At 35.4% G+C, this 25754-nt stretch carries 19 protein-coding genes and 3 tRNA genes; 6 read left to right on the plus strand and 16 right to left on the minus strand.

Annotation, left to right across the window (positions count from 1 at the left end):
- The first annotated feature begins 9 nt into the window (after positions 1–9).
- A complete protein-coding gene (locus V7S79_RS01275) occupies positions 10–750 on the plus strand; it encodes a tetratricopeptide repeat protein (protein WP_459488690.1) in 741 nt (246 codons plus the stop codon).
- Here V7S79_RS01275 and menD read toward each other — a convergent pair.
- The 6 genes from menD to V7S79_RS01305 form a co-directional block, all read right to left on the minus strand.
- A complete protein-coding gene (gene menD / locus V7S79_RS01280) occupies positions 736–2415 on the minus strand; it encodes a 2-succinyl-5-enolpyruvyl-6-hydroxy-3-cyclohexene-1-carboxylic-acid synthase (protein ID WP_459488692.1) in 1680 nt (559 codons plus the stop codon). The two genes, V7S79_RS01275 and menD, sit on opposite strands and share 15 nt — an antisense overlap.
- A 33-nt stretch (positions 2416–2448) precedes the next feature.
- Positions 2449–3312 carry a sigma-70 family RNA polymerase sigma factor gene (locus tag V7S79_RS01285; protein WP_109323139.1) on the minus strand — a complete coding sequence of 288 codons (864 nt, stop codon included), beginning with the start codon at positions 3310–3312 and terminating at the stop codon, positions 2449–2451.
- Between the two features lie 55 nt (positions 3313–3367).
- Positions 3368–5512: a polyribonucleotide nucleotidyltransferase gene (pnp, locus tag V7S79_RS01290; protein WP_459488693.1), complete on the minus strand. Its 2145-nt coding sequence runs from the start codon at positions 5510–5512 to the stop codon at positions 3368–3370.
- Positions 5513–5631: 119 nt separating this feature from the next.
- Positions 5632–5907, minus strand: a complete 276-nt coding sequence (rpsO, locus tag V7S79_RS01295) for a 30S ribosomal protein S15 (RefSeq protein ID WP_109323137.1) — start codon at positions 5905–5907, stop codon at positions 5632–5634.
- 75 nt (positions 5908–5982) lie between these two features.
- The gene (locus tag V7S79_RS01300; protein WP_459488695.1) at positions 5983–7431 is read right to left on the minus strand and encodes an LptF/LptG family permease; all 1449 of its coding nucleotides are present in this window, start codon (positions 7429–7431) and stop codon (positions 5983–5985) included.
- Entirely contained in the window at positions 7418–7807 is a 390-nt protein-coding gene (locus tag V7S79_RS01305; protein ID WP_459488696.1) for an START-like domain-containing protein, read from the minus strand. Before V7S79_RS01305 ends, V7S79_RS01300 begins: the two co-directional genes overlap by 14 nt.
- A gap of 151 nt (positions 7808–7958) precedes the next feature.
- Here V7S79_RS01305 and V7S79_RS01310 point away from each other — a divergent pair.
- Both V7S79_RS01310 and V7S79_RS01315 read left to right on the plus strand, forming a co-directional pair.
- A tRNA-Met gene (locus tag V7S79_RS01310) sits at positions 7959–8032 on the plus strand.
- 37 nt (positions 8033–8069) lie between these two features.
- On the plus strand, positions 8070–8522 hold the full coding sequence (locus tag V7S79_RS01315) for a deoxycytidylate deaminase (RefSeq protein WP_459488698.1): 453 nt from the start codon (positions 8070–8072) through the stop codon (positions 8520–8522).
- Between the two features lie 78 nt (positions 8523–8600).
- Here V7S79_RS01315 and V7S79_RS01320 read toward each other — a convergent pair whose 3' ends face one another.
- Positions 8601–9134 (minus strand): FKBP-type peptidyl-prolyl cis-trans isomerase, encoded by a 534-nt coding sequence (locus V7S79_RS01320; RefSeq protein WP_459488699.1) that lies wholly within the window; start codon positions 9132–9134, stop codon positions 8601–8603.
- Positions 9135–9240: 106 nt separating this feature from the next.
- Here V7S79_RS01320 and holA point away from each other — a divergent pair, with 106 nt between their 5' ends.
- Entirely contained in the window at positions 9241–10287 is a 1047-nt protein-coding gene (gene holA / locus V7S79_RS01325; RefSeq protein WP_459488701.1) for a DNA polymerase III subunit delta, read from the plus strand.
- Between the two features lie 214 nt (positions 10288–10501).
- Here holA and V7S79_RS01330 read toward each other — a convergent pair whose 3' ends face one another.
- The 3 genes from V7S79_RS01330 to V7S79_RS01340 all read right to left on the minus strand — a co-directional run bounded on the left by V7S79_RS01330 (position 10502) and on the right by V7S79_RS01340 (position 16040).
- On the minus strand, positions 10502–13279 hold the full coding sequence (locus tag V7S79_RS01330) for a PSD1 and planctomycete cytochrome C domain-containing protein (RefSeq protein WP_459488703.1): 2778 nt from the start codon (positions 13277–13279) through the stop codon (positions 10502–10504).
- Entirely contained in the window at positions 13276–14736 is a 1461-nt protein-coding gene (locus tag V7S79_RS01335; RefSeq protein ID WP_459488704.1) for a DUF1501 domain-containing protein, read from the minus strand. Before V7S79_RS01335 ends, V7S79_RS01330 begins: the two co-directional genes overlap by 4 nt.
- A 566-nt stretch (positions 14737–15302) precedes the next feature.
- Complete coding sequence (locus V7S79_RS01340) at positions 15303–16040, minus strand: hypothetical protein (protein WP_459488705.1); 738 nt, start codon at positions 16038–16040, stop codon at positions 15303–15305.
- A 134-nt stretch (positions 16041–16174) separates the two neighbouring features.
- Between V7S79_RS01340 and V7S79_RS01345 the strand changes: the two genes are divergently transcribed.
- Together V7S79_RS01345 and V7S79_RS01350 are read left to right on the plus strand one after the other, a co-directional pair.
- Positions 16175–16247 (plus strand) — tRNA-Lys (locus V7S79_RS01345).
- A 48-nt stretch (positions 16248–16295) separates the two neighbouring features.
- Positions 16296–16368 (plus strand) — tRNA-Lys (locus V7S79_RS01350).
- A 60-nt stretch (positions 16369–16428) separates the two neighbouring features.
- Here the strand turns inward: V7S79_RS01350 and V7S79_RS01355 are convergent.
- From V7S79_RS01355 to V7S79_RS01380, 6 genes are all read right to left on the minus strand, one after another.
- Positions 16429–17133: a transposase gene (locus V7S79_RS01355; protein ID WP_459488706.1), complete on the minus strand. Its 705-nt coding sequence runs from the start codon at positions 17131–17133 to the stop codon at positions 16429–16431.
- Between the two features lie 71 nt (positions 17134–17204).
- Positions 17205–18389 (minus strand): alpha/beta hydrolase family protein, encoded by a 1185-nt coding sequence (locus V7S79_RS01360; RefSeq protein ID WP_459488707.1) that lies wholly within the window; start codon positions 18387–18389, stop codon positions 17205–17207.
- Between the two features lies 1 nt (position 18390).
- The gene (locus V7S79_RS01365) at positions 18391–20472 is read right to left on the minus strand and encodes a penicillin acylase family protein (RefSeq protein ID WP_459488708.1); all 2082 of its coding nucleotides are present in this window, start codon (positions 20470–20472) and stop codon (positions 18391–18393) included.
- A 4-nt stretch (positions 20473–20476) separates the two neighbouring features.
- Positions 20477–22963: a PIG-L family deacetylase gene (locus V7S79_RS01370; protein WP_459488710.1), complete on the minus strand. Its 2487-nt coding sequence runs from the start codon at positions 22961–22963 to the stop codon at positions 20477–20479.
- 21 nt (positions 22964–22984) lie between these two features.
- Positions 22985–24379, minus strand: coding sequence for a sialate O-acetylesterase (locus tag V7S79_RS01375; protein WP_459488711.1), 1395 nt, complete (start codon positions 24377–24379; stop codon positions 22985–22987).
- A 12-nt stretch (positions 24380–24391) separates the two neighbouring features.
- On the minus strand, positions 24392–25753 hold the full coding sequence (locus tag V7S79_RS01380; protein ID WP_459488713.1) for a Gfo/Idh/MocA family protein: 1362 nt from the start codon (positions 25751–25753) through the stop codon (positions 24392–24394).
- Position 25754: the final 1 nt, after the last annotated feature.

Raw genomic sequence — 25754 nt, forward strand, 5'->3', positions numbered from 1 at the left:
TTTCATAGCATGAAGCACATTCTCGTTTTTATATTGACCATCTTTTTGTTTAGTTCTTGCCAGAATGATACAGATAAAAAAGAAGCAACAGATTTCTTTTTTAGGGGAAATCAAAAATTAAAAGAAAAAGAATATTTTGATGCCATTAAATGGTTTGGAGAGGCCATTAATAAAAATAGTCAATTTTCAGATGCTTTTTATAACAGAGGATTGGCTTATCAAGCTTTAGAGAAAAATGAAGAGGCACTAGCAGATTTTACCAAAGCCTATGAATTGGATCCTAAATTCGCCCCTGCTTTATTTAAAAAAACAGAAATCCTACAATCTTTAGAAAAAATCGATTTGGCATTAAATGAAGCCGATTTATTGGTGAAATCGTTTCCAGATTCTGCCGCTAATTTTCGTTTAAAAGGAGATATTTTGTTTCAGAAAAAAGAACTTAATTCCTCTTTGGCTTCGTATGAAATTGCCTTAAAGTTAGATTCTAATTTGGTAGAAGCGATGATTAACAAAGGGGTGGTATTGCAGGAAATGAATGAATTGGATCAAGCGGAAGCCGTATTCAAAAAGGCTTTGACAAAAAATAAATACAAAGACTTGATATACAACAATTTAGGTTATTTAGAAATTCAAAGAAGGCAGTGGAAAATGGCTCATTTATGGGTAACAAAAGCCTTAAAAATGTCGCCAGAAAACGAACTTTATTTAAAAAATTTAGCGAAAATCGAAGAAGAATCAGGAGCGAAATAATTGCATGTATTTCTTCAATGCTTCCGCATTTGAGATTGAATCAGTAAAAATTTCTAAAATACTTGCTTCATTTTGTGGATCCAAAAAGATTGGAATCACAGATTCTAGTTCCTCCCAATTTTCTGCCTTTAAATACGTCATTTCGGCATCTTTTGCCGTGTTTTCTGCCTTATAATTTTGTCGAGTTTCCATGAATTCGTCTAATTCAGGAAGCGAAGAAGCACCAGCTAAATTGCGGAATATTCCACCTCCATGATTATTGAAAACAATAATTCTCAAATTTTTATGGATATAATTGTTCCAAAGGGCATTTTTATCATAATGGAATGCGACGTCTCCAATGATAGAAATACACAAATTGCTTGTTTTCTGGCTTGCTCCTACTGCCGTACTTAAACAGCCGTCTATTCCACTGGTTCCTCGATTAGAAAAAACTTCCAAATCTACGAATTGTTCTTTGGTCCAATTGACGTATCGAATGGATAAAGAATTCGCAACATGAACCTCTGCTTGGCTTTGATTGATTGTTTGAATAATCCGATTAAAAATGTGGATTTCTACCCAAGATTTTTGCTCAAAAAAGTCATATTGAAGTGTTTCAACGTGCTTTTTCTTGTTTTGCCAAGCTTGCGCCCAATCAGTATTTTGTGATAAATTATATGGAAGGATTTCTTCTAAAAAATCCTCCGATTCCGCGTTAAAAATTTTGGTTAAACACTGAAATGGATCAGGTTGATCAATGGGATTCGGATGAATTAACCAAGAGTTTTTAGGTTTGAATTTTCTTAAAAATAGTTTGATTCTTTTACTCACAAAAGATTTACCAAAATGAATATGTAAATCAGGTTGTAAATTTTTCCATTCTGTTTCATCAATTAATGCCAAATCATGATATAATTGGCACTCTAGTGGTAGATTAGCCGTTGCATCACCAATGACAGGAATACCATTTAGAGCTAATTTATTAATTAGTTCATTAAATTTTGGATTCTTTTCTTGTTGTCCAACTGTGATTAATATCTTATTTGATGAAGTCAATTGCTCATTGATGAACGTTTTTTCAGCCATATTAAGGGAATAATTGACTGGCTGACGTTCAGGAACTGAATATATGTTTGAGATGGGTAAAGCCTCGTTAATTTCTGGATAAAATGGTTCTGAAATTGGTATATTGATATGTACTGGACCTTTTGGCTCGTTGACAGCATCAGAATAAGGAGTATTGATGGACTGTATCATTGATTCATCAGTCTGTTTTATATCTGTCTCAAAATTCAAAAATGTTTTAACATGTTTCCCAAAAAGATTTTCTTGGTAAATAGTTTGTCCATCCCATTGTCCAATCCATTTTTTTGGGCGGTCTGCTGTTAATACGATTAATGGTATTTCTTGAAAAAAAGCTTCAACTATGGAAGGGCCAAAATTCAATGCTGCGGAACCTGAAGTACAGCAAATGATGGTCGGCTTTTTAGTTTTTAAACTTAATCCAAGTGCAAAAAAACCTGCGGAACGTTCATCTGAGATAGAATAGCATTTGATTTGCTTATTTCTTGCCAAAGCAAGCATGACCGGAGCATTTCTAGATCCTGGGCAAATTACTGCATCCTCTACCCCATTTAGGTTTAGAATATTTACAAGATCTACAAGTCCATTTGGAAAAGCCATGTCAAAAAAAAGCCTCGTGAGAGGCTTTAAAGTTTATCCAAGATAAGTTTTTAACGCTTTACTTCTGGAAGTATGACGAAGACGTCTTATCGCTTTTTCTTTGATTTGACGTACACGCTCACGCGTCAAATTGAATTTTTCTCCAATTTCTTCCAAGGTCATTGCATGTTCTCCATTTAGACCAAAATACAAGGTAACTACATCTGCCTCACGTTGAGTTAAGGTTGACAATGCTCTTTGTACTTCTCGACGAAGCGAATCGTTGATCAATCCTGAATCAGGTTTGTCTTCTGAGTCGTTTTCTAATACGTCTAAAAGTGAATTTTCTTCTCCTTGAACAAAAGGTGCATCCATAGAAACATGACGACCTGATATTTTAAGAGTATCTACAACTTCACCTGTTGATATTTCCAACACTTCAGCTAATTCTTCAGGTGACGGCTCTCTTTCAAATTTTTGCTCTAATTCAGAGAAAGTTTTTGAAATTTTATTCAAAGATCCTACTCTATTCAAAGGAAGACGAACGATACGAGATTGTTCTGCCAAAGCTTGAAGGATAGATTGACGAATCCACCAAACAGCATAGGATATAAATTTAAAACCACGGGTTTCATCAAATCTTTGAGCAGCCTTAATAAGACCTAAGTTACCTTCATTGATTAAATCGCCTAAGCTTAAACCTTGGTTTTGGTATTGTTTCGCTACTGAAACCACGAAACGTAAATTAGCTTTTGTTAATCGCTCAAGAGATAATTGATCTCCGTCACGGATTTTTTGGGCTAGAATTACTTCTTCATCTGGAGTAAGTAAATCTACCTTACCAATTTCTTGAAGGTATTTGTCTAGGGATTGACTCTCCCTATTGGTAATCTGTTTGCTAATTTTTAGCTGTCTCATATTCTTATAACAAATTTAATGGGCTATGTATTGCAATAGCCCACAAAAATATTTACTAGTTTTCTGATTTCTCAGGACGCTCTGGTTTTGGTAAAAGAACTTTAGCTGATAAACGGAATTTACCCGTTTTCTTATCAACTTCAACTAATTTCACTTTGATTTTATCACCTTCCGCTAAAACACCATCCATAGAATCAATACGATCCCAAGAAATTTCAGAGATATGTAATAAACCATCTTTTCCAGGTAAAAATTCAACGAAGGCTCCAAAAGCTTGAATATTTTTAACTTTTCCTTCATAGGTTTCTCCAACTTCAGGAATAGTTACAATACCTTTTACCATTTTAATGGCTTTTTCCATTGCTTCTCCATTTGAAGAGAAAATGCTAACAAATCCTGCATCATCTTTTTCTTCGATGGTTACTGTTGCGCCAGATTGCTTTTGAATATCTTGAACAATTTTACCGCCTGGTCCGATTACTGAACCAATTTGATCTTTATTGATTTTGATAACCGTTGCTCTAGGAGTTTGAGGTTTGAAATCTTCTCTAACGCCTGGCATTGCCTTTTTCATTTCATTTAAGATATGCAAACGGCCTTCTTTTGCTTGAGTTAAAGCTTCAGATAAAACTTCATAAGATAAACCTTGAACCTTAATGTCCATTTGACAAGCTGTGATACCATTTTCAGTACCTGTCACTTTAAAGTCCATATCACCTAAATGATCTTCATCTCCTAAAATGTCAGAAAGAACGGCATATTTACCAGTTTTTGGATCCGAGATTAAGCCCATTGCAATTCCAGAAACAGGAGCTTTAATTTTAACACCCGCATCCATTAATGCTAAAGTACCCGCACAAACTGTTGCCATCGAAGAAGAACCATTTGATTCTAAAATATCTGAAACAACACGAAGTGTGTAAGGGAAATCTTCCATTTTAGGAAGAACTTTTTTAATGGCACGCATAGCTAAGTTACCATGACCAACCTCACGACGTCCTACGCCACGATTAGGTTTCACTTCTCCGGTAGAAAAACCAGGGAAATTGTAGTGTAACATAAACTTATTGTATCCTTGGGTCATTGGTTGATCAACAATTTGTTCATCCATTTTTGTGCCCAAAGTAACTGTAGTTAATGATTGTGTTTCTCCACGAGTAAATACAGAAGATCCATGTGGAGTTGGCAAATAATCAACCTCACAAGTAATTTTACGGATTTCATTCAATTTACGACCATCTAAACGATAGCGTTCTTGAAGCACCAATTGACGAGCAGCTTCTTTTTCAATATCGTGGAAATAAACTTTAGCTAAAGAAAGGTTAACTGTGTGATCTTCTGGCAATGAAGCAACGTATTCTTCAACAATTGCTTTGAAGCCAGCTTTACGGTCTTCTTTTTTAGGATTAGCTAATTTAGCAACAGCTAAATATTTATCGTAGTAGTTTTTCCAAAGTTCAGCTCTTAATTCTTCATCATGTGTTTCATGACTATAAGCACGTTTCTCTGTTTTACCAACTGCTACTGTAAGCTCTTTCAAAGCTGTACATTGTAGTTTAATGGCTTCGTGAGCGATTTTTAATGCTTCTAACATTTCAGATTCAGAGATTTCATCACCTTCACCTTCAACCATTAAAATGTCATTTTCATTGGCTGCTACGATTAATTCCAAAGATGCTCCTGCTAATTCAGAAACACTTGGATTTACTTTGTATTCGCCATTGATTTTTGCAACACGAACCTCAGAAATAGGTCCATTGAAAGGAATATCTGACACGGCTAACGCTGCGGCAGCGGCTAAACCTACAAATGCATCTGGTAGAACTTCAGCATCTGCTGAAATTAAATTGATTAGCACTTGAACGTCTGCATGATAATCATCCGGGAAAGTTGGACGTAATGCACGATCCACTAAACGAGAGATTAATATTTCATAATCTGAAAGGCGCGCTTCTCTTTTTAAGAAACTACCCGGTATACGTCCATTTGACGCAAATTTTTCTTGATAATCTACTGATAATGGAAGGAAATCTACACCTTCTTTGGCCTCTTTGTTGGCTACCACTGTAGCAAGCAACATCATATTTCCAGACCTTACAACAACAGCTCCATCCGCTTGCTTGGCTAATTTGCCAGTTTCAATTTGGATTTCCTTGCCGTTAGGCATTGAAATATGCTTTTGAATAATGTTAAATGACATATATTTTTCTGAATAAATTTCCAAGCAACATTGCTTGGTTTAAAAGCTTGTTTGATGAATTCAAACGGGTAAAAATGTAAATAAAACAGGGCTTCAATTGAATGAAACCCTGTTCAAAATTATTTACGAATACCTAATTCAGCAATAATTGCACGATAACGTGTAATATCTGTGCGAGTTAAGTAATCTAGCAAACGACGACGCTTACCAACTAACTTCAAAAGACCCAAACGTGTGCTGTGATCTTTCTTGTTTTTCTTTAAGTGCTCAGTCAAATGATTGATTCTGAATGTGAATAACGCAATTTGCGACTCAGCAGAACCAGTATCGATTTTAGACTTTGCTTTACCTTTTGATTCAAAAATTTCTTGTTTTTTCTCAGGTGACAAATACATCTTTTACCAGTTTAAAGTTTATAAAAAATTAATTTGCAAAATTACATATTTTCAATCGTAATTGCAAATTTTAGATTATTGTTTCGGAGCAAACCGTAGTTTTACTTTATCCCACAAAACTTTGTAGAAATCTGATTCAAATAATCGAGAGTCTTGCAGGGCGATTTTCATGAAATAGGCTCCTATTGCTGCCAAAATCACGTTAGATATCCAAGCTCCTATTTGAACCAATACCTTCCCTTCTTTTGCCATTTTATCTCCTTGTTGAGTCAGAATGTACATTAAGATAAAAAAAGAAACAGCCACAACTACAGGTATTCCAAAACCTCCTTTTTTTATAATAGCTCCCAAAGGGGCACCAATTAAAAACATCACCAATATTGCTAACGAAGTCGTTAATTTATGATGCCATTCCAAATCCGTTTTACGAAGGTCGCTAATTTTACTTTCAAGATTAATTTGGTTGGTTTCACCGAAAGTTATCAGGTTATTGGCTTGCTGTTTAGCTAACTCAAATGGTGGGCGATCCATAGGTCTTTTTTCACCTTCTTGAATTCTTTTCGTTAGCCATTTTGTATTCTTTAATTTTATGAGTGATGGTCTAATGGGTTTATTGTAATAAATATAATAGACATTGGAACCAAGCACAAAGCCTTCTCTGATGTTTTTAAGCACATTTTTAATGGAATCCGCGTCATCATATAATTGATTACTATTTCGCATAATTTGATGATGTGCAAATTGATTTTCTTGCGTTTTATGTAAATCAAAGGCCTCTAGCGACATGACGATTTTACTTTTTTTGAAGCTATGAACCGCTAAATCTGTTTGGTCATTGCTAATTCCTTTATCCGCATCTTCTAGGTAATCTTTCCCATTGAATAATTCGAAAATCAAATATTTTTTATCTAAAATGGTGTACATCAAAGCTGAATCAGCTAAAGTGACATGTCTATTGCCGTCATTGTGCGTATGGTCATAGATAATCAGCGATTTCAATGTTTTATTATCAGGGTACTTTTTTTGAACCTTGATTGTGTAACCTGGAAGATCGGTGTAAAATATTCCTTCTTTGATGTTTAGGGTGGTTTTGGTTGTTTTGATATCATACATCAAACTCCAGCCTTTCAAATTTGCCCATGGAAGAGCGACATTGGCAAACCAAAACATAAAAATGCTCAATAAAAAAGCAACGACAAATATGGGCCTTAAAATACGTAAGATTGAAATTCCGGAACTTTTCAATGCTGTCAGCTCAAAGTTCTCCCCTAATTTCCCAAAGGTCATTAAGGAGGAAAGCAACACGGAAAGCGGCATTGCCAGAGGAATGGTAATCAATGAAAAGTAGAAAAATAATTCTACATAGATGCCAAAACCTAAATCTTTACCAAACAGATCAGCAAAATAAAATAAAACGAGCCGAAGTAAAAATATGAAAATAACAACGACAAGGGTCAGAAAAAATGGCCCCCAAAATGCATTTAAAACTAATTTATCAATTTTTTTGATGCTAACTCCCAACAATTTCTTTCAGTTTGTCTGTTAAATAATCCCAAAGTTCGGTAGCATCTTCATCCGATTTAAATTTAGACGCACGATCAATGACTTTTAAATAAGTTGTATTGCTTAGCTCACTAACTTCCAAAATGAGTTCAATGCTTGAATTTTCTGTTTGTTCAGAGTTTTGGAATTGAAATTTGACAGATTTATTTGATTTACTACTTACTAGGCTAGCTGGATGATTGGTTTCATCCCAAATAAAATTATAATTCTGACTATTTTGTACTGTTACTTTGTCTGCAAACCACTGTTGTAAGCCAGAGGCTGTATTAAGATAAGGATAAAGTACTTTGGGTGAGGCTTTTATCTCAAATTCAAACTCAAAATGTTTATTTGACATAAGCAATAAATTTATCTATTTGGTACGAATCTGTACCTTTAAACAAAGGTATTATTTCTTCGTTAAATAGCAAATACAAGGTAAAATTAATAAGATTTGTTAATATTATTTGTGACTCTAATACCTTTATATTACTTTTGCAAACCAATTCGGCGGGGTAGCTCAGATGGTTAGAGCGTTGGATTCATAACCCAAAGGTCGGCAGTTCGATTCTGCTCCCCGCTACACAGTCCCTGCTCGCAGGGATTTTTTTTGCTCAAATATGAAACCTTCATTCGATAAAATTTTCATGGAATTGGCTGAGAATCTATCACTTAGATCTCATTGTACCAAAGCTCAAGTAGGTGCGGTTTTGACCAAGGATACTCGGATTATTTCCATAGGTTACAATGGTCCACCTTCCGGAACGCATAATTGTGATGAAGAATTTGGTGAAGAAGGTTGTCCGAGAGATTCTAAAGGCTCATGTTCTTTAGCTTTGCATGCTGAACAAAATGCGATACTTTATGCCTCTAAAAATGGAGTTTCATTAGAAGGATCAACGATTTACGTCACACTTTCTCCTTGTATCTCATGTGCGAGAATCATTTATAGTATGAAAATCAAGAAAGTGATATTTCTAAATTCTTATGCCGCTTATAAAGGTCTACCATCTGATGAAGGTGTTGACTTTTTGAGAAAGTTTGGCGTGGAAGTGGAGAGGTATGAATTATGAATTATGAAATATGAATTATGAATTATGGGGTATAAGATTCAACAATAAATTCAATTCATAATTCATATTTCATAATTATTAATGGTGCACTCCGCCCTCACCATGAACGTGACCATGATCCAATTCTTCTTGGGTGGCTGGTCTAATTTTTATTACTTTTCCAATAAAAATCAATTCTTTTTCGGCTAATGGGTGATTGAAATCCATTTTTATCGTATCAGTACCAATTGAAATAACTAGTCCTTGCATTCTATTTCCTTGGTCATCCGTCATTGGAATAAAGTTTCCAACTTGTACAATGTCATCTGTATTCTGTCCTTCCACTTGGAAAATGGATTTAGGCAAATCGATGATTGCATTAGGGTCAATGGTTCCGTAAGCATCTTCTGGACTAATGCTAAAATCAAATTCGTCACCTACTTTAAGGCCAGCTAAATTATTTTCAAATGATTCTGGTAAACCACTTAATCCGTGAATGAATACCATTGGTTCTTCTTCGCCTACAATTTCAACTACTTCTGGTTGACCATTTTCATCAGGGAAAGAAAGTTGGTAGCTGATATAAACTACCGAATTGGGTGCAATTTGCATATTGAGTATCTTTTTTGCCACAAACCTACGGGATTAAATTGAGAAACTGGTTTGAAGTCCAAATAATATTTTTGCAAGCTTATGCTTTTGTTTAGTTTTGTATTCCTGAATTTTAAAGAATAAAAAAATGATTAAAAGTGCTCAAGAGGTCTTAAAGGATATCAAGCAAAACAAGCTTGCTCCTATTTATTTAATTCACGGAGATGAGCCTTTTTTTATCGATCAATTGACTGAATCTTTTGAAAAAAATGTATTAAGTCCAGACGAACAAAGTTTTAATCAATTCATTTTATTCGGAAAAGATCATAGCATGGGTTCCGTTGTTTCTTATGCAAGACGTTTTCCGATGATGGCAGAAAAACAGGTTATCATCGTTAAAGAAGCCACTTTTTTGGAGAATTTAGGAAAAGGAAAAGCTCCTGCCAAAGATAAAACCGATGATGAATGGAAGGCTTTTGAAGATTATTGTCAAAATCCAACACCTTCCACCCTTTTGGTTTTTACGATCAAAAATTTACTGACTGATAAATCAAGAATTTTAACACCTTTGGTAAAACATGGAATCATTGTTGCTTCTAAGAAAATTACCGATGATAAAGTTGCTCAATGGTTAAAAGATTATTTAGCAACTGCCCAATTAACCATGAAGGCCGATACACTTGAAATGATGGTCACTTATGTGGGTTCTGATTTAAAAAGAATGGCTTTTGAAGCGGATAAATTAATTATCAATTTGCCCGCAGGTACGGAAGTAGGTTCTGCTGAAGTAGAAAAATACATTGGAATTAGCAGAGATTATAATTATTTTGAATTTCAAAAAGCAGTTATTCAGAAAAATATCGAAAAGGCGCAAAAAATAGCTTTTTATTTTGCTGATAATTCCAAACAAAATCCTGTGGCACCGATGATTGTGCTTTTGTACAATTTCTTTTCAAAAGTGTTACAAGTGCATGATTTGGGAAATATTTCAGAAAACGAAATAGCTAGAGAAACTGGAATTAATCCTTATTTTCTTCGCGATTATGTAGCTGCTAAACGCAATTATTCTTTAGGAAAAGTAGTACGAATTTTAGAAGAGTTAAAAAATGCCGATTTGAAAATGAAAGGCGTAATTGGTCAGGGAGTTTCAGATCGAGATATAATTTTGGATTTAAGCTTTATGATTTTACATTGAAGATAGAAAAGAGAAAAGAGAAAAGAGAAAAAATCATTTCGACCGGTGGCTGAGCGGAGTCGAAGCCACCGGTCTTTTACCTTTTACCTTTTACCTTTTACCTTTTACCTTTTACCTTTTACCTTTTACCTTTTACCTTTTACCTTTTACCTTTTACCTTTTACCTTTTACCTTTTACCTTTTACCTTTTACCTTTTACCTTTTATCTTTTACCTCATTTCACCACACTCTCATCTAAATTAAATAAAACATTGCTAACCAATGTTTTAGTAATTAAATCTGAAGCGTTTTTTGGGTAAATGTTATCTGGACACCATTTTAAAAATTGCTTACTTGCTGTCATGTTACTGGCATAATATGCTTTTGTTTTGGTATAATAGTCCATTAAAATTTTGGATTTTTGGGAAGATATTTCTGTGCCAAACATTTCAAAATAAGACTTTTTGATAAAGTTCTCATTGAAATCCAGGGGGAATTTTCTCGCAAAAAATTGTGCAGCCTCCATGAAGACAGGATCGTTGAGGGCATTTAATGCTTGTAAAGGAGTATTTGTTCTAATTCGTCGAGATAAACAAAGGTCTCTGGTACCCGCATCGAATGCAACCATGGTTGGATAAGGACTGCTTCTTCTCCAATAGGTGTACAAAGATCTGCGCCACTGGTCTTCTCCATTGCTCTTTTTCCATTGCATTCCGCTGTATGGGGCATTCCATATCCCATCTGGTTGTTCTGGCATAACACTTGGACCACCCATTTTTTGAGATAAAATCCCTGCCCAAGCCAAGGCTTGATCTCTTAATTGCTCTGGATTTAATCTGATTCTTGGCCCTCTGCTGAGATAACGATTAAATGGGTCTTTGTCTGATTCTTTTCCAGTTCGTTTAGAGGTTTGCTGGTAGGTAGAAGACATGACGATGTATTTTATGAGTTCTTTTGGTTGATAGTTGAATTCAAATTGGAATTTATAGGCCAAATGATCCAATAGTGCTTGATTACTGGGTGCTAAACCTTGACTTCCTAAATCTTCCAAAGTTTCAGCAATACCTGTGCCAAATAATTGTTCCCAAAATCTGTTTACTGCTACTCTGGAAGTTAATGGATTTTCTTTTCCTCCCATCCAATTGGCCAAAGCAAGTCGATCATTAATGTTTTTTTGATTAAAAATGGCGGGTACTCCCCTTTTCACCACTTTGCCTGGATTTAACCAAGAGCCTCTTTCAAAAATTCGAGTTTCTCTAGTAAAGTCTTTAGGATTTTCTAAAATGATGGGAGTGCTTGATTCTGGCTGACTTTGAATCAGTTTTGTACTTAATAGGTTAAAATCACTTGATTTTAAATTATTGGGAATTTCAGGCATTAATGCCCAAAAACCAATGGTACAAGTATTTTGATCTGCTTCTGTTTTTGAATTTGAAAATTCCCAAATTAGATCTTGTTTTCCTTGAATTGCTGGGATTTTGAAAAATACGTAAGCCCAGCCTTTTACCCAATAACCTTTTGGACCCGCATATTTTTCTTGCAAAGTGGTATCTAATTTAATTTTTGAAATAATTTCACCTTGTTTGGTATTTTTTCGGATAGTTAAATAAGTGGGTGCAGGACCATTGTTTTTACAGGCAATCAATAAATTTGTTTTGCCGTTCATCGGAACAGCCTTAAAACGCACGGATCCTCTATTTCTGGCAGCTAGGTATTTGTTATCTGCCAATGCTGCATTGATATGTTGATCGGCCCAATGGGGATGAATTTTAGGTTCTACGAACTGAATCATAGTTAGCCATTCTTTTTGAACTTGCAAAGGTTGACTTTTTAGATAATTTTTTATGCTATCTAACTTTCCTATATCTGTTGCTTTATAATGTCGAAAATTGGGAGAATCATCGGGTATATCTTCATCTCTGGTATTATTGAAAAGAGCCATATACTGGTAATATTCTTCGTGCTTAATAGGATCATAAGGATGTGAATGACATTGTACGCAATTGAAACTTGTACCTTGTAATACTTCCCATGTGGTATTAACGCGATCTAAAATGGCTGCTGTTCTAAATTCTTCATCATCTGTACCACCTTCATCATTATTAGCCGTATTACGATGGAAGGCTGTAGCGATGTAATCTGACTCTTTGGGATTTGGAAATAGGTCGCCAGCTAACTGTTCTTTGATGAAAAGATCATAGGGCTTATTTTCATTGAATGATTGAATGACGTAATCTCTGTATTTCCATATTGTTCTCGCATCATCTTTTTCGTAACCCTTGGTGTCTGCATATCTTGCTAGATCCATCCACATAGAGGCCCATTTTTCACCAAATTGTGGATTTACAAGTAGTCGATCTACTTGTTTTTCATAGGCATTTTTATTTTGATCATTTTCAAATTTCTCGTATTCTTTTTTCGTAGGTGAAATTCCGATCAAATCTAGATAGAGTCTTCGCAAAAGTTCTGATTTTGTCGCTTTGTCTGAATGAGATAATCCTTGTTGTTTATGTTCATTTGAAACAAAATAATCTAAATCATTAGACTCCCATGCATTGTCTAATCCAATAAAATCCAAGAATTGGGACCAAATCGATCCTTTAGGCACTTTTGGCTTTTCCAATTTTTGATAAGCCCAATGAGTTCCCCATTTTGCCCCCTCCCTTACCCATTGAGTTAATATGTCTATTTCATTTTTATTCAAAGCCTGCCTTTGGTAAGGCATTTTTTCTTCGGGATCCTTACTTTGCAGGCGTTGTATAAAGCTGGATTTTTCAGGAAATCTTGGTATAATTGCTCGATGTCCCGATTTAGTTAAACCTTTGGCTTCTTCTTCAAATAACAAGCTAAATCCTCCTTGTTTTTTGACACCACCGTGGCAGGCAATACAATTTTTATTCAGTATGGGTTTAACTTGTGTATTATAGTCGATAAAATCCTCCGATTTTTCATTTATTGAACAATTGAATAAAAAGAAGGCCAAAATAAAAAGTAGGAAATAGTTCAATTTCATGCTAGAATCGGTTGAATTACTTTTCCAAATACGTCGGTTAATCGAAAATTACGTCCTTGAAAAGGATAGGTAAATTCTTCATGATTGAATCCGAGGCAATGTAAAATCGTAGCTTGCAGGTCGTAAATAGATGTTTTTCCTTGAATGGTTGAATATCCTAGATCATCTGTTTCTCCCAATGAAAATCCTTGTTTAATTCCGCCGCCTGCTAACCACATGGAAAACGCATCGGTATGGTGGTCTCTTCCGAAATAGGCCTGTTTTTTGCCTTCTCTGTTCTCTTGCATAGGCGTTCTACCAAATTCTCCACCCCAAACAACCAAAGTCTGATCCAATAAGCCTCTTTGTTCAAGGTCGATTAAAAGTGCAGCAACGGCTTGATCGGTTTGTAAGCATTTTTGACGTAATCCCCAATCGACTGACCCATCTTTCACATTTCCATGGGTATCCCAGCCCCAATCGAATAATTGAACAAAACGAACTCCTTCTTCTACTAATTTTCTGGCGAGGAGGCAATTATTAGCAAATGCTTCTTCTCCGGGTTTTGTTCCATATAATTCATGGATGTAGGCGGGTTCATTATTGATATTCATGACTTCAGGGACAGAAGTTTGCATTTTAAAAGCCATTTCGTATTGGGCAATTCTTGCAATGGTTTCAGGGTCTCCAAATTCTTGATGTGTGGCTTCGTTAAGTTCGTTAATAGCATTAATGCTTGCTTTTCTTATATCGGAATTTACGCCATCTGGATTTTTAATAAATAAAACGGGCTCACCTTCGGACCTACATTGAACACCTTGGTAAACAGAAGGTAAAAAACCACTTCCCCAAGCTGATTTGCCGGCATCTGGATTTTTACCACCAGAAGCTAGTACCACATAAGCAGGTAAATTTTCATTTTCAGAACCTAGTCCGTAACTAATCCAAGAACCCATGGAAGGTCTTCCTAAGCGGGCTGAGCCAGTATGCATCAGCAATTGCGCTGGAGCGTGATTAAACTGGTCGGTATACATTCCTTTTAAGAAGGAAATTTTATCGGATTGTGTGGCAATATGCGGTATATGGTCAGAGAACCAATGTCCCGCATTTCCATATTGTGCGAAATTAGCCTTTGGGCCTAATAAATTGGGTATTCCCCGTATGAAGGCAAACTTTTTTCCTTCTATTAATTCCTTAGGGCATTCTTTACCATCAAATTTGGCCAAAATAGGCTTATAATCGAATAATTCTAATTGTGAAGGAGCTCCTGCCATGTGTAGAAAAATGACAGATTTTGCTTTTCCGAATTGAGGGGGTAGTTTAAGCGTATTGTTTTGTTGAGTTTCTTTGGAAGAACAATTCCAAAGTGTGGAACCTATAGCCAAAGATCCTAATCCAGTACCCAAGGTTGACAAAAAATGTCGCCTTGTAGCTAATAAAGCTTCTTTTTCAATAGCTTCTTGGAGGATGTTTTTCACGGTTTATAGATTTTTCGTGAAATTTATGGATTTTTCAGTTATAAATTGAAATAATAATCAAGAATTAATACCTCTAACATCTTTTCTTTCTTAATTCTGAATTCTTTCCGTGCCTTTGCGTTAACATCAAGTTTTAAACACCAAGTTTTAAACACCAAGTTCACGAAGTTTGAGAGAAAAAACCTCTTACCTCTTACCTCTTACCTTTTACCTTTTACCTTTTACCTCTTACCTTTTACCTTTTACCTTTTACCTCTTACCTTTTACCTTTTACCTCTTACCTTTTACCTTTTACCTCTTACCTTTTACCTTTTACCTTTTACCTTTTCTTTCTGAATTCTATCTTCCACGGATTAAAATCCATGGCTACAATAATTATCATCCCTACGAGATGAATGATTTTAGACGATAGAAAAATCTTAATGATTCTTAATGGCTTAATGTTTTAAAATAACACCGTGCCTTTGTGTTAACATCAAGTTTTAAACGCCAAGTTCACGAAGTTTGAGAGAAAAAAACTCTTACCTCATACATCATACATCATACATCAACTCTCTTCTCTTTTCTTAGTTAATTTTCAAATAATTTTCTGATTTAATAAAACCAAATTCGCCTTCGAAATAGCATCTTTCCCAAATATCTGTTTTTCCCCAATAAGTAATTAGACTTCCTTTTTTTAATATTTTTTTAACTGGGGAAACGGATGAAGCGAATTCTCTCATGTAAGTCTTGTCATTCATGACCATTCCAAAATTGAGGTAATTGGGGAAATTAATAAAAGCGATTAAAAAAAGTAGGTATAAATTAAAGGAAATAAGGTGGAAGGCCTTGATTTTAATTTGTTGTCTTTTTTTGTGAATAAGGATTGCTGCCACATAAATGGCGAAAAGAATGAGAATGATCATTAAATAAGGAAATACCTTAAAATAGCTCCAATAGAGTTGATTAGACCAGTTTATTTGATAGCCTATAAGTTGGTGATTATTACCAATTTCTTCCATTCTTTTGGCGATGGAATGTTTAGCTTCTTTTGCTTGTAAGCTTGCTAAATAATATAGTTCTTTAATCCAATCGTTTTTTACTTTTGAAATATAGGCTAGTTTCAATTTGATATTTTCCGATTCTTTGGGATTATTTGATAAAAGGGGTTGGTAGATTTTTTCAGCTTCCAATAAATGATTGGAATTAAATAAAGAATCTGCCAAAGCGAGTTGATTTCTATCTATTTGGGAATTAGCTTGTTGTAATGTTCCCAAGGAAAAAAAGATGAAAAATATAATTTTATTTAGATGACTTGCTTGCATATTTCAAAAAACTGTCTTAGTTTTGCACCGCAATAAGGGAAAAAAGTTACTCTTTTGCAAGTTGAAGTTAGCCAGTGGCCAAACTTCCCTTCGGTTCCAGAGTGAACCATTTTATATACAAGCGCAAGCTTGATGATTCCGTAGCTCAGTTGGTAGAGCAATACACTTTTAATGTATGGGTCCTGGGTTCGAATCCCAGCGGGATCACACAAAACCACCTAAAAGAGGTGGTTTTTTTTTATCTTATATTCTTTTGATTCCGTAGCTCAGTTGGTAGAGCAATACACTTTTAATGTATGGGTCCTGGGTTCGAATCCCAGCGGGATCACAGAAAACCACCTTCATGGTGGTTTTTTTGTTTACATCCATGGCTTTTTCCAACAATCAATTAATTCCATCTTTCTTTACCCCAATTTTTCGGATTTTCGATGATGTAATTTTGTATTCGTAAAAATTCATCGTGGTTACGAATAAGATGATCGTGATAGTTGGATTGAAAAAAATGATTATGTCGATTAAATTTTGGGATGTTTAAATGATTCAAATCTATATAATCATCAATTTTTGAATTAATTGCCGATTTAAATCCAGCAATGAAGGACGAAATGGATTTGGGTAATCGAATAGGTTGGTTGGGTTTTATTTGTAATAAATTCCAATTATTTTGATTGAATGGTAGAGACGCACGGCCGTGCGTCTGTATATTGGAATCATCATTTTCGAATGTTTTTTCCGAATTATTTGTGATTTTTAGAGACGCACGGCCGTGCGTCTCTACGTGTGAATTAAAAATTAAATTATTGTGATCATTTTTATGAAAATCCGCATCAATTTCTACGATGGTATGTAAATGATTGGGCGTAATAATGAATTCATGCAAAAACAATTCATTTCGGATTTTCAATGATTTAAACCATTCATTTTCAACTATTTTGCCAAATTCGGATAATTCCATTTCATGATTTTTAATGGTACCCAAATTACAAACACGGTTTTGGGTAACCAATGTCAAGAAATAAAATCCATCATTTGAATAATTCCAATTTGATTTTCGATGGGACGAAATTCGGTATTTGTTTTTAAATTTTTCCATGGTGTTATAGGTGGTTAGGTAATGGCCGTGTATCGACGAATGGTCCAGTAGAGACGCACGGCCGTGCGTCCCTACATTAAAATTTGATCAATAGCCGCATCGCCAATTAATGCATTTTTGGGTAATGGATATTCGGAATTATATACATTTAATTCCTCAGCTGATAACACCTTGGCATTTGATTCGTCGATTTCATTTTTGCCATTTTGAATCAAACGGATATTTAATTGTAAATGCTTTGCCATAAATGGATACATCGCTTTGCGTTTGCTTGGCCCATAATCATGTTTTTCTAATGCCAAGTGAACGTTTTCAACTTGGGATGTTTGTCCATATAACTGATAAATATGCTGCATAAATGGAAATTCGCTCTCTGGAGTGTATTTGGTCCAATCATCTCCATCAGATACCATTAACATTGGTTTTGGGGCCATCAAGGCCGCAATTTCAACATTGTTGGTTTGAAAACTTCCATTTTTGTGAATAGGCATTCCGCTTTCACAATTACATCCTCCAAAAAAGAAGGATGAAATCATTACTACCGGTGCTGAAACTTTAATTCTATCATCCAATGCGGTCAATAAAAAACATTGCGTGCCCCCACCTGATTCCCCGGTGATGCCAATTCTGTTTTTATCGACATTGTTTAGACTCATTAGAAAGTCAATCGATCTTATGCCATTGATAACCTGCAATTTTAACGATTTCTTCAGATCATGACTCGCTTGTTTGGAATCTCCATAACCAATCATATCCCAAGCAAATACAACAGCTCCCATACGGGCTAGATTGGCACATCTAATTTGTGTTTGTTCTCTTTTTCTTCCCTCCTTCGCAGAATCATGCCCATGTGGACATAATATACCAGCAGTTGGTGTAGCCAGGTTTAATGGTTGATATAAATTTCCACTGACATAAATGCCAGGCAAGCTCTCAAAATAAACGTTCTCCACAGAATATCCATTCATGATTTTTTTGGAATGAATAACTGCTTTGGGAGCAGGTTTTGAAGTGATATTTTCTAATTCTAAGCCTTTTTTTATTTGAGCTTTAATGAGTTCCCTTCTCGTTTTCCAATTGCCTAAATTTTTTGGTAAATGTTCTTTTAAAAAGTTTTTTCCTTGAACTTCCGTAAAGTATTTACCTCGGCAAAGCGTTGGTTCTTCAACTTTGCCAAAAAAATGAGTGTTTTTGGGTAACAATAACATTGAACCTAAGCCTAATAAAGATTTTTGAGTAAAATTTCTACGATTCATATCATTCTGGGTTATATACCTTCTCGGCTGTTTGAATAATTTCGTTTTTATCTAAGGTCATTTTTTTTGTTTTTTGAGCCTGATACAATGACCTTTGGTCCGCAAAATGTTGCGATTCAGGATGTGAACTTGCACCAAATGTATTCACCGTTTCAATAATCGGTAAGCCGCCTCCTTTAGGGAATCGAATAAATCCAATGTAAGCATCACCTGAAATCATTTTACGGTGTTTTTCATCCATTTGATCAGACATTACTGCCGCTAATACATCCGGCATCCCTCCTTGTGGCCAATTTTCATTTCCTCTTACCAAACGTTGAAAATCTCCTAAGACTAAATCTGTTCTTCCATAATTTTTTAGTAAAAAATCATGGATATATTGATACGTTTGAACCGCTTGTTGAATTGTCAAAAAGCTTCCTTTTTCATTGCCAAAGGTTTTTGGAATATAATAATAGGCCAAATTGTAAATCAATGCTCCTTTGCTTTCTGCGGAGGCGGTGTGATTCCAATTTTTTAATTCTTTGATGATAGAACTTAATTGTGGATAGTCATTTTCATTGACTAAGAATAGGGAATCAGCGTTTATTCCATAAGGAAACAATATTTTTTCTGGTAAGGTTTGATCAAATTTAATTCGTTTTAAATCTTCCCAACTTATTTTATCGTATTTATCGATTAAATCTTTCGCCCGTCTACTTCGGTTATTGTGATAAGTCTCATAACCATCATTTTTGTCAAAATTGGCTGGATTTAAGTTCTCATTTTCAGAAGTTGCCATAAAAGGAGAATGATTCGTATTGAATAAATATCCAGCTTTGGGATTCAACTGTTGAGGTAATTCATTGAAAGGTTTAAATTTTGTCCAAAGTGTCGCTTTGGTATTTCCAGGAAGTGTGCTATTCCAATGGTATTTAGGATCTGGATTTCGATATGGCATTTTTCCATTTGATACATAAAAGATGTTATCCTCTTTGTCTGCATACATGATATTAAACATAGCCAAGTGATTTTGTTCCAAAGCCGTTTGGAATTCTTTCAAGTTAGTGGATCGATTCATGGCATACCATTGTTGAAGCGCTCCAGCATCCATTAATGAAGGTAAGCGCAAGGAAAAATAAGTTCCATTAGGACTCTTGACCGTAGGACCATAGATAGAAACATAAGCCATTTTGGAAATTGGAAAAGGAATACCTTTGATTTGAAGCTTAATTTTTCTTTTCTCTAAATTCAACCATTCGCCATCAACTTTATATTGATTTGGGTGGTTTTTGTCGGTTTCTAACTGATATACATCGATTTTATCTTGCATATTTACCGTGTGAGCCCATGCCAAATTGGGAGTTACCCCATGAAAAATTAATGGTCCGCCAGGAAATAATCCTCCTAAAATATTCCATCCTTCTTCTGATTGCAGATGTGCCTCATAAAAAGCAGTTGCACCTTCTATCGGCTGGTGGGCATTAATGACTAACATCGGTTCTCCAGTGGCTGATTTAGAAGATTTGATGGCGAAAGCATTACTACCCTCTCCTTTTAAATTTTCCAAGGATGGAATACTTCCGTTCAAAATTTTGGGCAAGGTTCGATCTACACCACAAAATACAGCAACTGAAAACATGGTCGTTGCTATATAATCCTCAATTTGTATGGGGAATACATGTTTATTTAAGACCTCTTTGGGATGCGCTTTGGCATAGGCTTCTAATCCTTTCAAATAACCTTGTAAAAGTTGCAAAAAGTTCGGATGCATCGATTTAATTTGCTCATCTACGACTTTTCGGGTATTCAATAATCCAAAAACAAAATCAATAGGTGCCCCTTTTTTTCCTAAATAGGTACCCAATTTTCCTTTACCGGTAAGGATTAAGGTTTGAATGGTTTTAAAATCATCTTCGGAATGTGCCCAAGCCAAACCATAAGCTACCTCTGGATCTGTAGGGGCAAAAATATGTGGTATACCAAAAGTATCCCTAGCAATTGTAATTTGCTGCGTATTGATTTTGGGAATTTGTACATTTTGAGAAAATCCTAAAAATACCACACTGCATAAAAGGCCAACAAATAAGATGCTTAATTTCATTTTTTTATTTACTATTTGGATTCGAAATCAGATTTGAAAATAATCGCCAAGCTCCTGGTACAGAGGCAGGTAATTCTCTAAAAAAGACCAATCCTGTATAAATGAAGCGACCTTTTCCATAATTAATCAAAGCAATATTCCCTTTATCCAAGGATTCTTTTGGGTCTGTAAACCCTAATGGAAATTCCACTCTTGAATCATCTGAAACACCATTGTATATGCTTCTTTCCTGCACCCATTCACTGAAATCATCAAAATTGATTTTATTGGGCTGATTGAAAACAGCATGTTGAGGTAATAAAAATTCAGGTTTTGCTGTTTCGTCCGTTATTCGGGTTCTTCCTACTTTTAAAGGATAGGGAGCCATTTCAGCATTCATAGGCCCTAAAAAACTTGCCGTATTGTATTGGACCACGTAATTACCCCCATTTTCAATGTATTTCATTAAATCTGTATATGCATTAGAAAGATAATCCAAGGTGTTATAGGCCCTAATTCCAGTTACAACGGCATCGTATTTTTTTAGATTTTCAAATGTTAAATCTGATTCAGCAAGCATTTTTACATCATAACCCATTTGAGTTAATGCTTCTGGCACACGATCACCTGCCCCCTTGATATATCCAATCAATTTTCCTTGTTTCTTGAAATCAATGTGGAGTATTTCCAAATTCACTTTGTTATAATAGCGTTGCGTTGGAATATGATCATAAGCAATTTTTTGAAGCTCTAAGGAATCTATCCATTGCCCATTTTTTGTTTCAAATTGAAGTTGAAAATTCAAAGTTGTTTTTCCTAAAGAAGTTAATTCTGATTCTGAAAAGGAAATAGGGATAGATATGCGGTCGCCTTTTTTGATACTATTAGTTAGATCAAAAACACTAATTTCCTTATTTTCATTCGTTACAACATGAATTTTTCCAGGAGCTAAATTGCTCAAAGCAGTAATGACAATTTGCGACGTTTTTTTAGCTTTAGATCCAGTGGGGAAAAGTAAAATGTTGGGAATAATACTGAATGTAGTTTTTGGGGTAATCGCAATAGGTTGATTCAATTCTCCTTTTACAGGGTCAATAATCAATTCTTGAACAGCTTTTTCCAAATGAAATTCTTCTCCCAAGATACGAAAGGTCGCACGACTCATTAATGCAGGATCAACGTCTGCCTGACCGATTTTTTCTGGATTTTCATTTCCAAAATGACCCTTTTCTCGACTTTTTTCTAACCAATATGCTTGACTTATTTTGTTGCCAACTTGGATGTTTTTTATCCAATTGATTTTTTTGTAAGGCTCTATTTTAGTTCGAATAGTCGTATCTATTCCACCCGTTTTTATAGTTAAATTTTCAATTTTTACAGGCGTTCGAACGATGAATTCATGTTTCACTTTAAAGGTGTCAGATTTAGCTATCATACCTTTATCGGTTGTTGAGCTAAAAGAAATACCAGACGCTTGAACAATCCATTGATTGATTTCTTCCAATTTTTTCTTCTTCCAAAATGTATCTGAAATTCCTTGGATCTTCTTTTTCAAATTCACCATCGCTTCAATGCTTAAATATGGCTGATCCATATTGAAACGTTGTATCACGTTGTCTAAATCCTCTTGAATGCTTTGTCCATTTTCAATCCTAGCCCAGGAGGTATTAATTCCATCATCGATACTTCTTTTCGGGCTATCCCCTGCCAAAGTGACAAAATATTCTGTTGTTTTTCCTCGGTCAATAGCAAAGCCAAAACCTTGACTTTTATGCTGACTTCTGCTCAAAGCGGCCAATTCACCCGTACTTTGCCCCAAGGCAGGAATAAAATTTCCTATATCAAATTTAAATTGATCTTCCGAAATAGTGGAATTGGCTGAACCTGGGAAACGAAAGGTATTCCATAATAATCGTTTGGCTTGCCAAACGGTAATCCCATTTTTTAATTGTTCTGGAAAACGATTTGGATCTGCCGCTGCTTTAAATGCCTCTATTGCTAAAACTGTGGAGGCAGAGTGTTGGCCATGCCCTGCTCTTGAATCTGGAGGAAAACGAGTGAATAGTATATCAGGCCTCGTTTTTCTAATGACATAGACTAAATTGGATAAAATCAACTCTTTATTCCAAATCTTTAAGGCTTCATCGGTCGATTTAGAAAAGCCGAAATCTATTGCCTGTGAAAAATATTGATGCGCACCATCCAATCTTCTTGCTGCTAATAATTCTTGTGTTCTTATCAAGCCCAAAGCAATCCCTTGCTCATCTCCAATGAGATTTTGTCCTCCATCTCCCCTTGTACAGGAAAAATAATTGGTTTCCCAATGTTGATCCCTCGCAAACCAAGTCAAGACATTGGTACTTTCATCATCTGGATGCGCAGCTACGTGCAAAACGGTACCCAAAACTTGTATTGCTTTTAAGTCCTCATATAACTGAGAACTGCTTTTTTGCTGGGCAAATGTTGAACGAAAATTTAAACAAAATAGAAGAATTAGAAGCGTATATTTCATTAGTAAATTGAATTTATGGATTTAGTTTTCCCAATTATCGGTTCTGAATAAATTAACAGGTAAACCTTCTTTGGTAAATAAATTAGGAATATCGGTATTATTAAAGGCATATCTTACGGCTACAGGATTGGGTACTTCATCCGAAGAAACTACCAATGTATTTCCGTCAATTTTCCCTTTGGCAGGATAGAATTTCTGATCCTCTCCAGCAATCATTAAATGACTAGGTTCAGCGCCATCTTTGGTAACTAACTTACCGCCTAATTCTTTGAAATAAATTCTGATTTTATTATTTTCAATTTTTAAGCGATCATATTTAGGGTAAAAAATGGGGCCTGCATCTTGACCATAATTTTTAACCAAAGCTAAATTGGCAAATCGGTTCGCTACTTCGATTTTTTGAGTAGGATGTATATTGCTAACGTCTGGAACTAAATCCGTTAAAACAACCATGGCGGTGTTTTCAAGTGCCAAATTTTTGGTTTGAGCTTCACGAAGTTTCGCACCTAAATTGCTTGGATAATTATTATAGGGCGCAATTTGCGCAAAGTAAAAAGGAAAGTTTTTCTTGAAACCCGCTCTCCAAGAAAGAATAAGTTCATTCATTAATTCTGTGTAAGTCGAATATTGACCCACATTACTTTCTCCTTGGTACCATAAAACTCCTGCAATTTGATAATTCAAAATAGGTGCAATCATGGCATTGTAATTATCTCCTGCACGACTAGACCACCATTCAAAAGTTTGTAATTTTTTAGCAGCGTTTACCAAAGTAGGGTTATTCAATACTCGATCTTGTGGAACCCAAACTTCTGCTGGAGTTCCTCCCCAATTGGAATTAATTAAACCCATGGGAACTCCTAATTTCTCATTGAGTTTTTTACCAAAGAAATATCCAATGGCAGAAAAAGATTTCATGGCTTCAGGATTACAAACAACCCATTTAGCTCTAACATCTTCTTGTGGATAATCAGCAGTCGCCTTTGGAATGTAAAAGAAACGAATACTTTTGTTTGTTGCATTTGGCATTTCATCCAAAGATTCTTGCAAATTTTGATCACCTCCCCATTCCATATTGCTTTGTCCAGAAAATACCCAAACTTCACCAATCAATACATCGGAAATTTGAATGGTGTTTTTAGATCCAGAAATACTAATGCTCTGATTTTCAGAAGCTGCAGGTGTATTTACTTCCAAGACCCAATGACCATATTTCGCTATGGCTTTGTAATGAGTTGTATCCCAAGAAACCTTAACTTGTACAGTTTCGCTGGGTGTAGTTGTCCATCCCCACAATTTTACTTTACTTTTTTGTTGCAAAACCATGTGATCACCAATGATTGCAGGTAGTTGAACATCCGCTTGAGCTGAAAATTGTGCAATGATGCACCCAATAATCAATAAGAATTTTTTCATTGTTTAATTCGTTTAGAGTAACATTTTTCTATTCCAAGGCCCTCTATATTCTCTTGCGAGTAATTGAGTAGCTTCAGGATCATTTGGTATTATTTTTAATACGGGATCATACATTAATGGTCTTCCTAATTTCATCGATAAATTGGCCATGATACAACTAGCCGTTGAAATATGAGCCTCAGAGATGTCTGCTATAGGTTTTGATTTTTGATCAATTGCCGCTAAAAAATTCAAGAAATGGGCTCTCGTAGCTGGAGCAGCGTGAATTTCAATTCTTTTCTCCGTCACGTCTTCTGGATATTTTTCTCTTTCGAAAACACAATCTTGATGGATTTTTTCACCTTTACCTTGAGGGATGAAATCGTAACTCATCGGACTCATTTTCAAAGTCCCTAATTCTCCGTAAATGGTTAATCCCCAAGGATAATCTTTGTCGACTGAACTTCCCCAGGTTCTATGTTGCCATACACAATTCAAACCGTCGTATTCAAAAACAGCAGTTTGGGTATCTGCAATATTTGATTTACCTCCTTTTTGAACGTAAATACCCCCTTCTGAACTTATTTTCTTTGGCCAGCCGAGTCCTAGCATCCAGCGAGCTTGATCAAACATGTGCACGCACATATCTCCCATAATGCCATTTCCGTATTCCATAAAGGCTCTCCACCAAGAAGTATGTGGTAATCCGTCAAAAGGGCGCATGGGTGCCGGTCCTGTCCACATTTCATAATCGAAATGATCTGGAATTGCCTGTAAAGGCGGATTACTATTATTTTTCATGTGGTAATAACAATACATTTCCACATGAGCCACCTTACCTAATAGGCCTTTATCTATGATGTTATTTTTTGCTTCTACCAAATGTGGCGTACTTCTTCGTTGTGTACCGACTTGAACCGTTTTTCCATATTTTCTTGCTACAGCCACCATCGCCTCTCCTTCCAAAACGTCCACTGAAATCGGTTTTTGCACATAAACGTTGGCTCCTGCTTTGACAGAGTCAATCATTTGTAGCGGGTGCCAATGATCTGGACTACCAATCAATACAATATCCAATTCATTTTCAGCCAATAGTTTTTGATAATTGCTATAAAGACGAGGAATTTTATTGGATTTAGTTCGTTCAGAAATGAGCTTTGCTGCTTCATTTAATTGATTTTTATCTACATCACAAATCGCGATAACATCTACCGGAGCCACTTGCATGAGTCGAAATAAATCACTTTTTCCATACCAACCTGTACCGATCAAAGCCACTTTGAGAGGTTTGTTTGGGTGAATTAAATCTAGTCCATAAGCACCGAATTGACTCAATGCCAAAATGGAAGTAGCTCCTTTTAAAAAATTTCGTCGATTAATGTTAAAATTGTTCATA

The sequence above is a fragment of the Aquirufa sp. ROCK-SH2 genome (assembly GCF_054558315.1).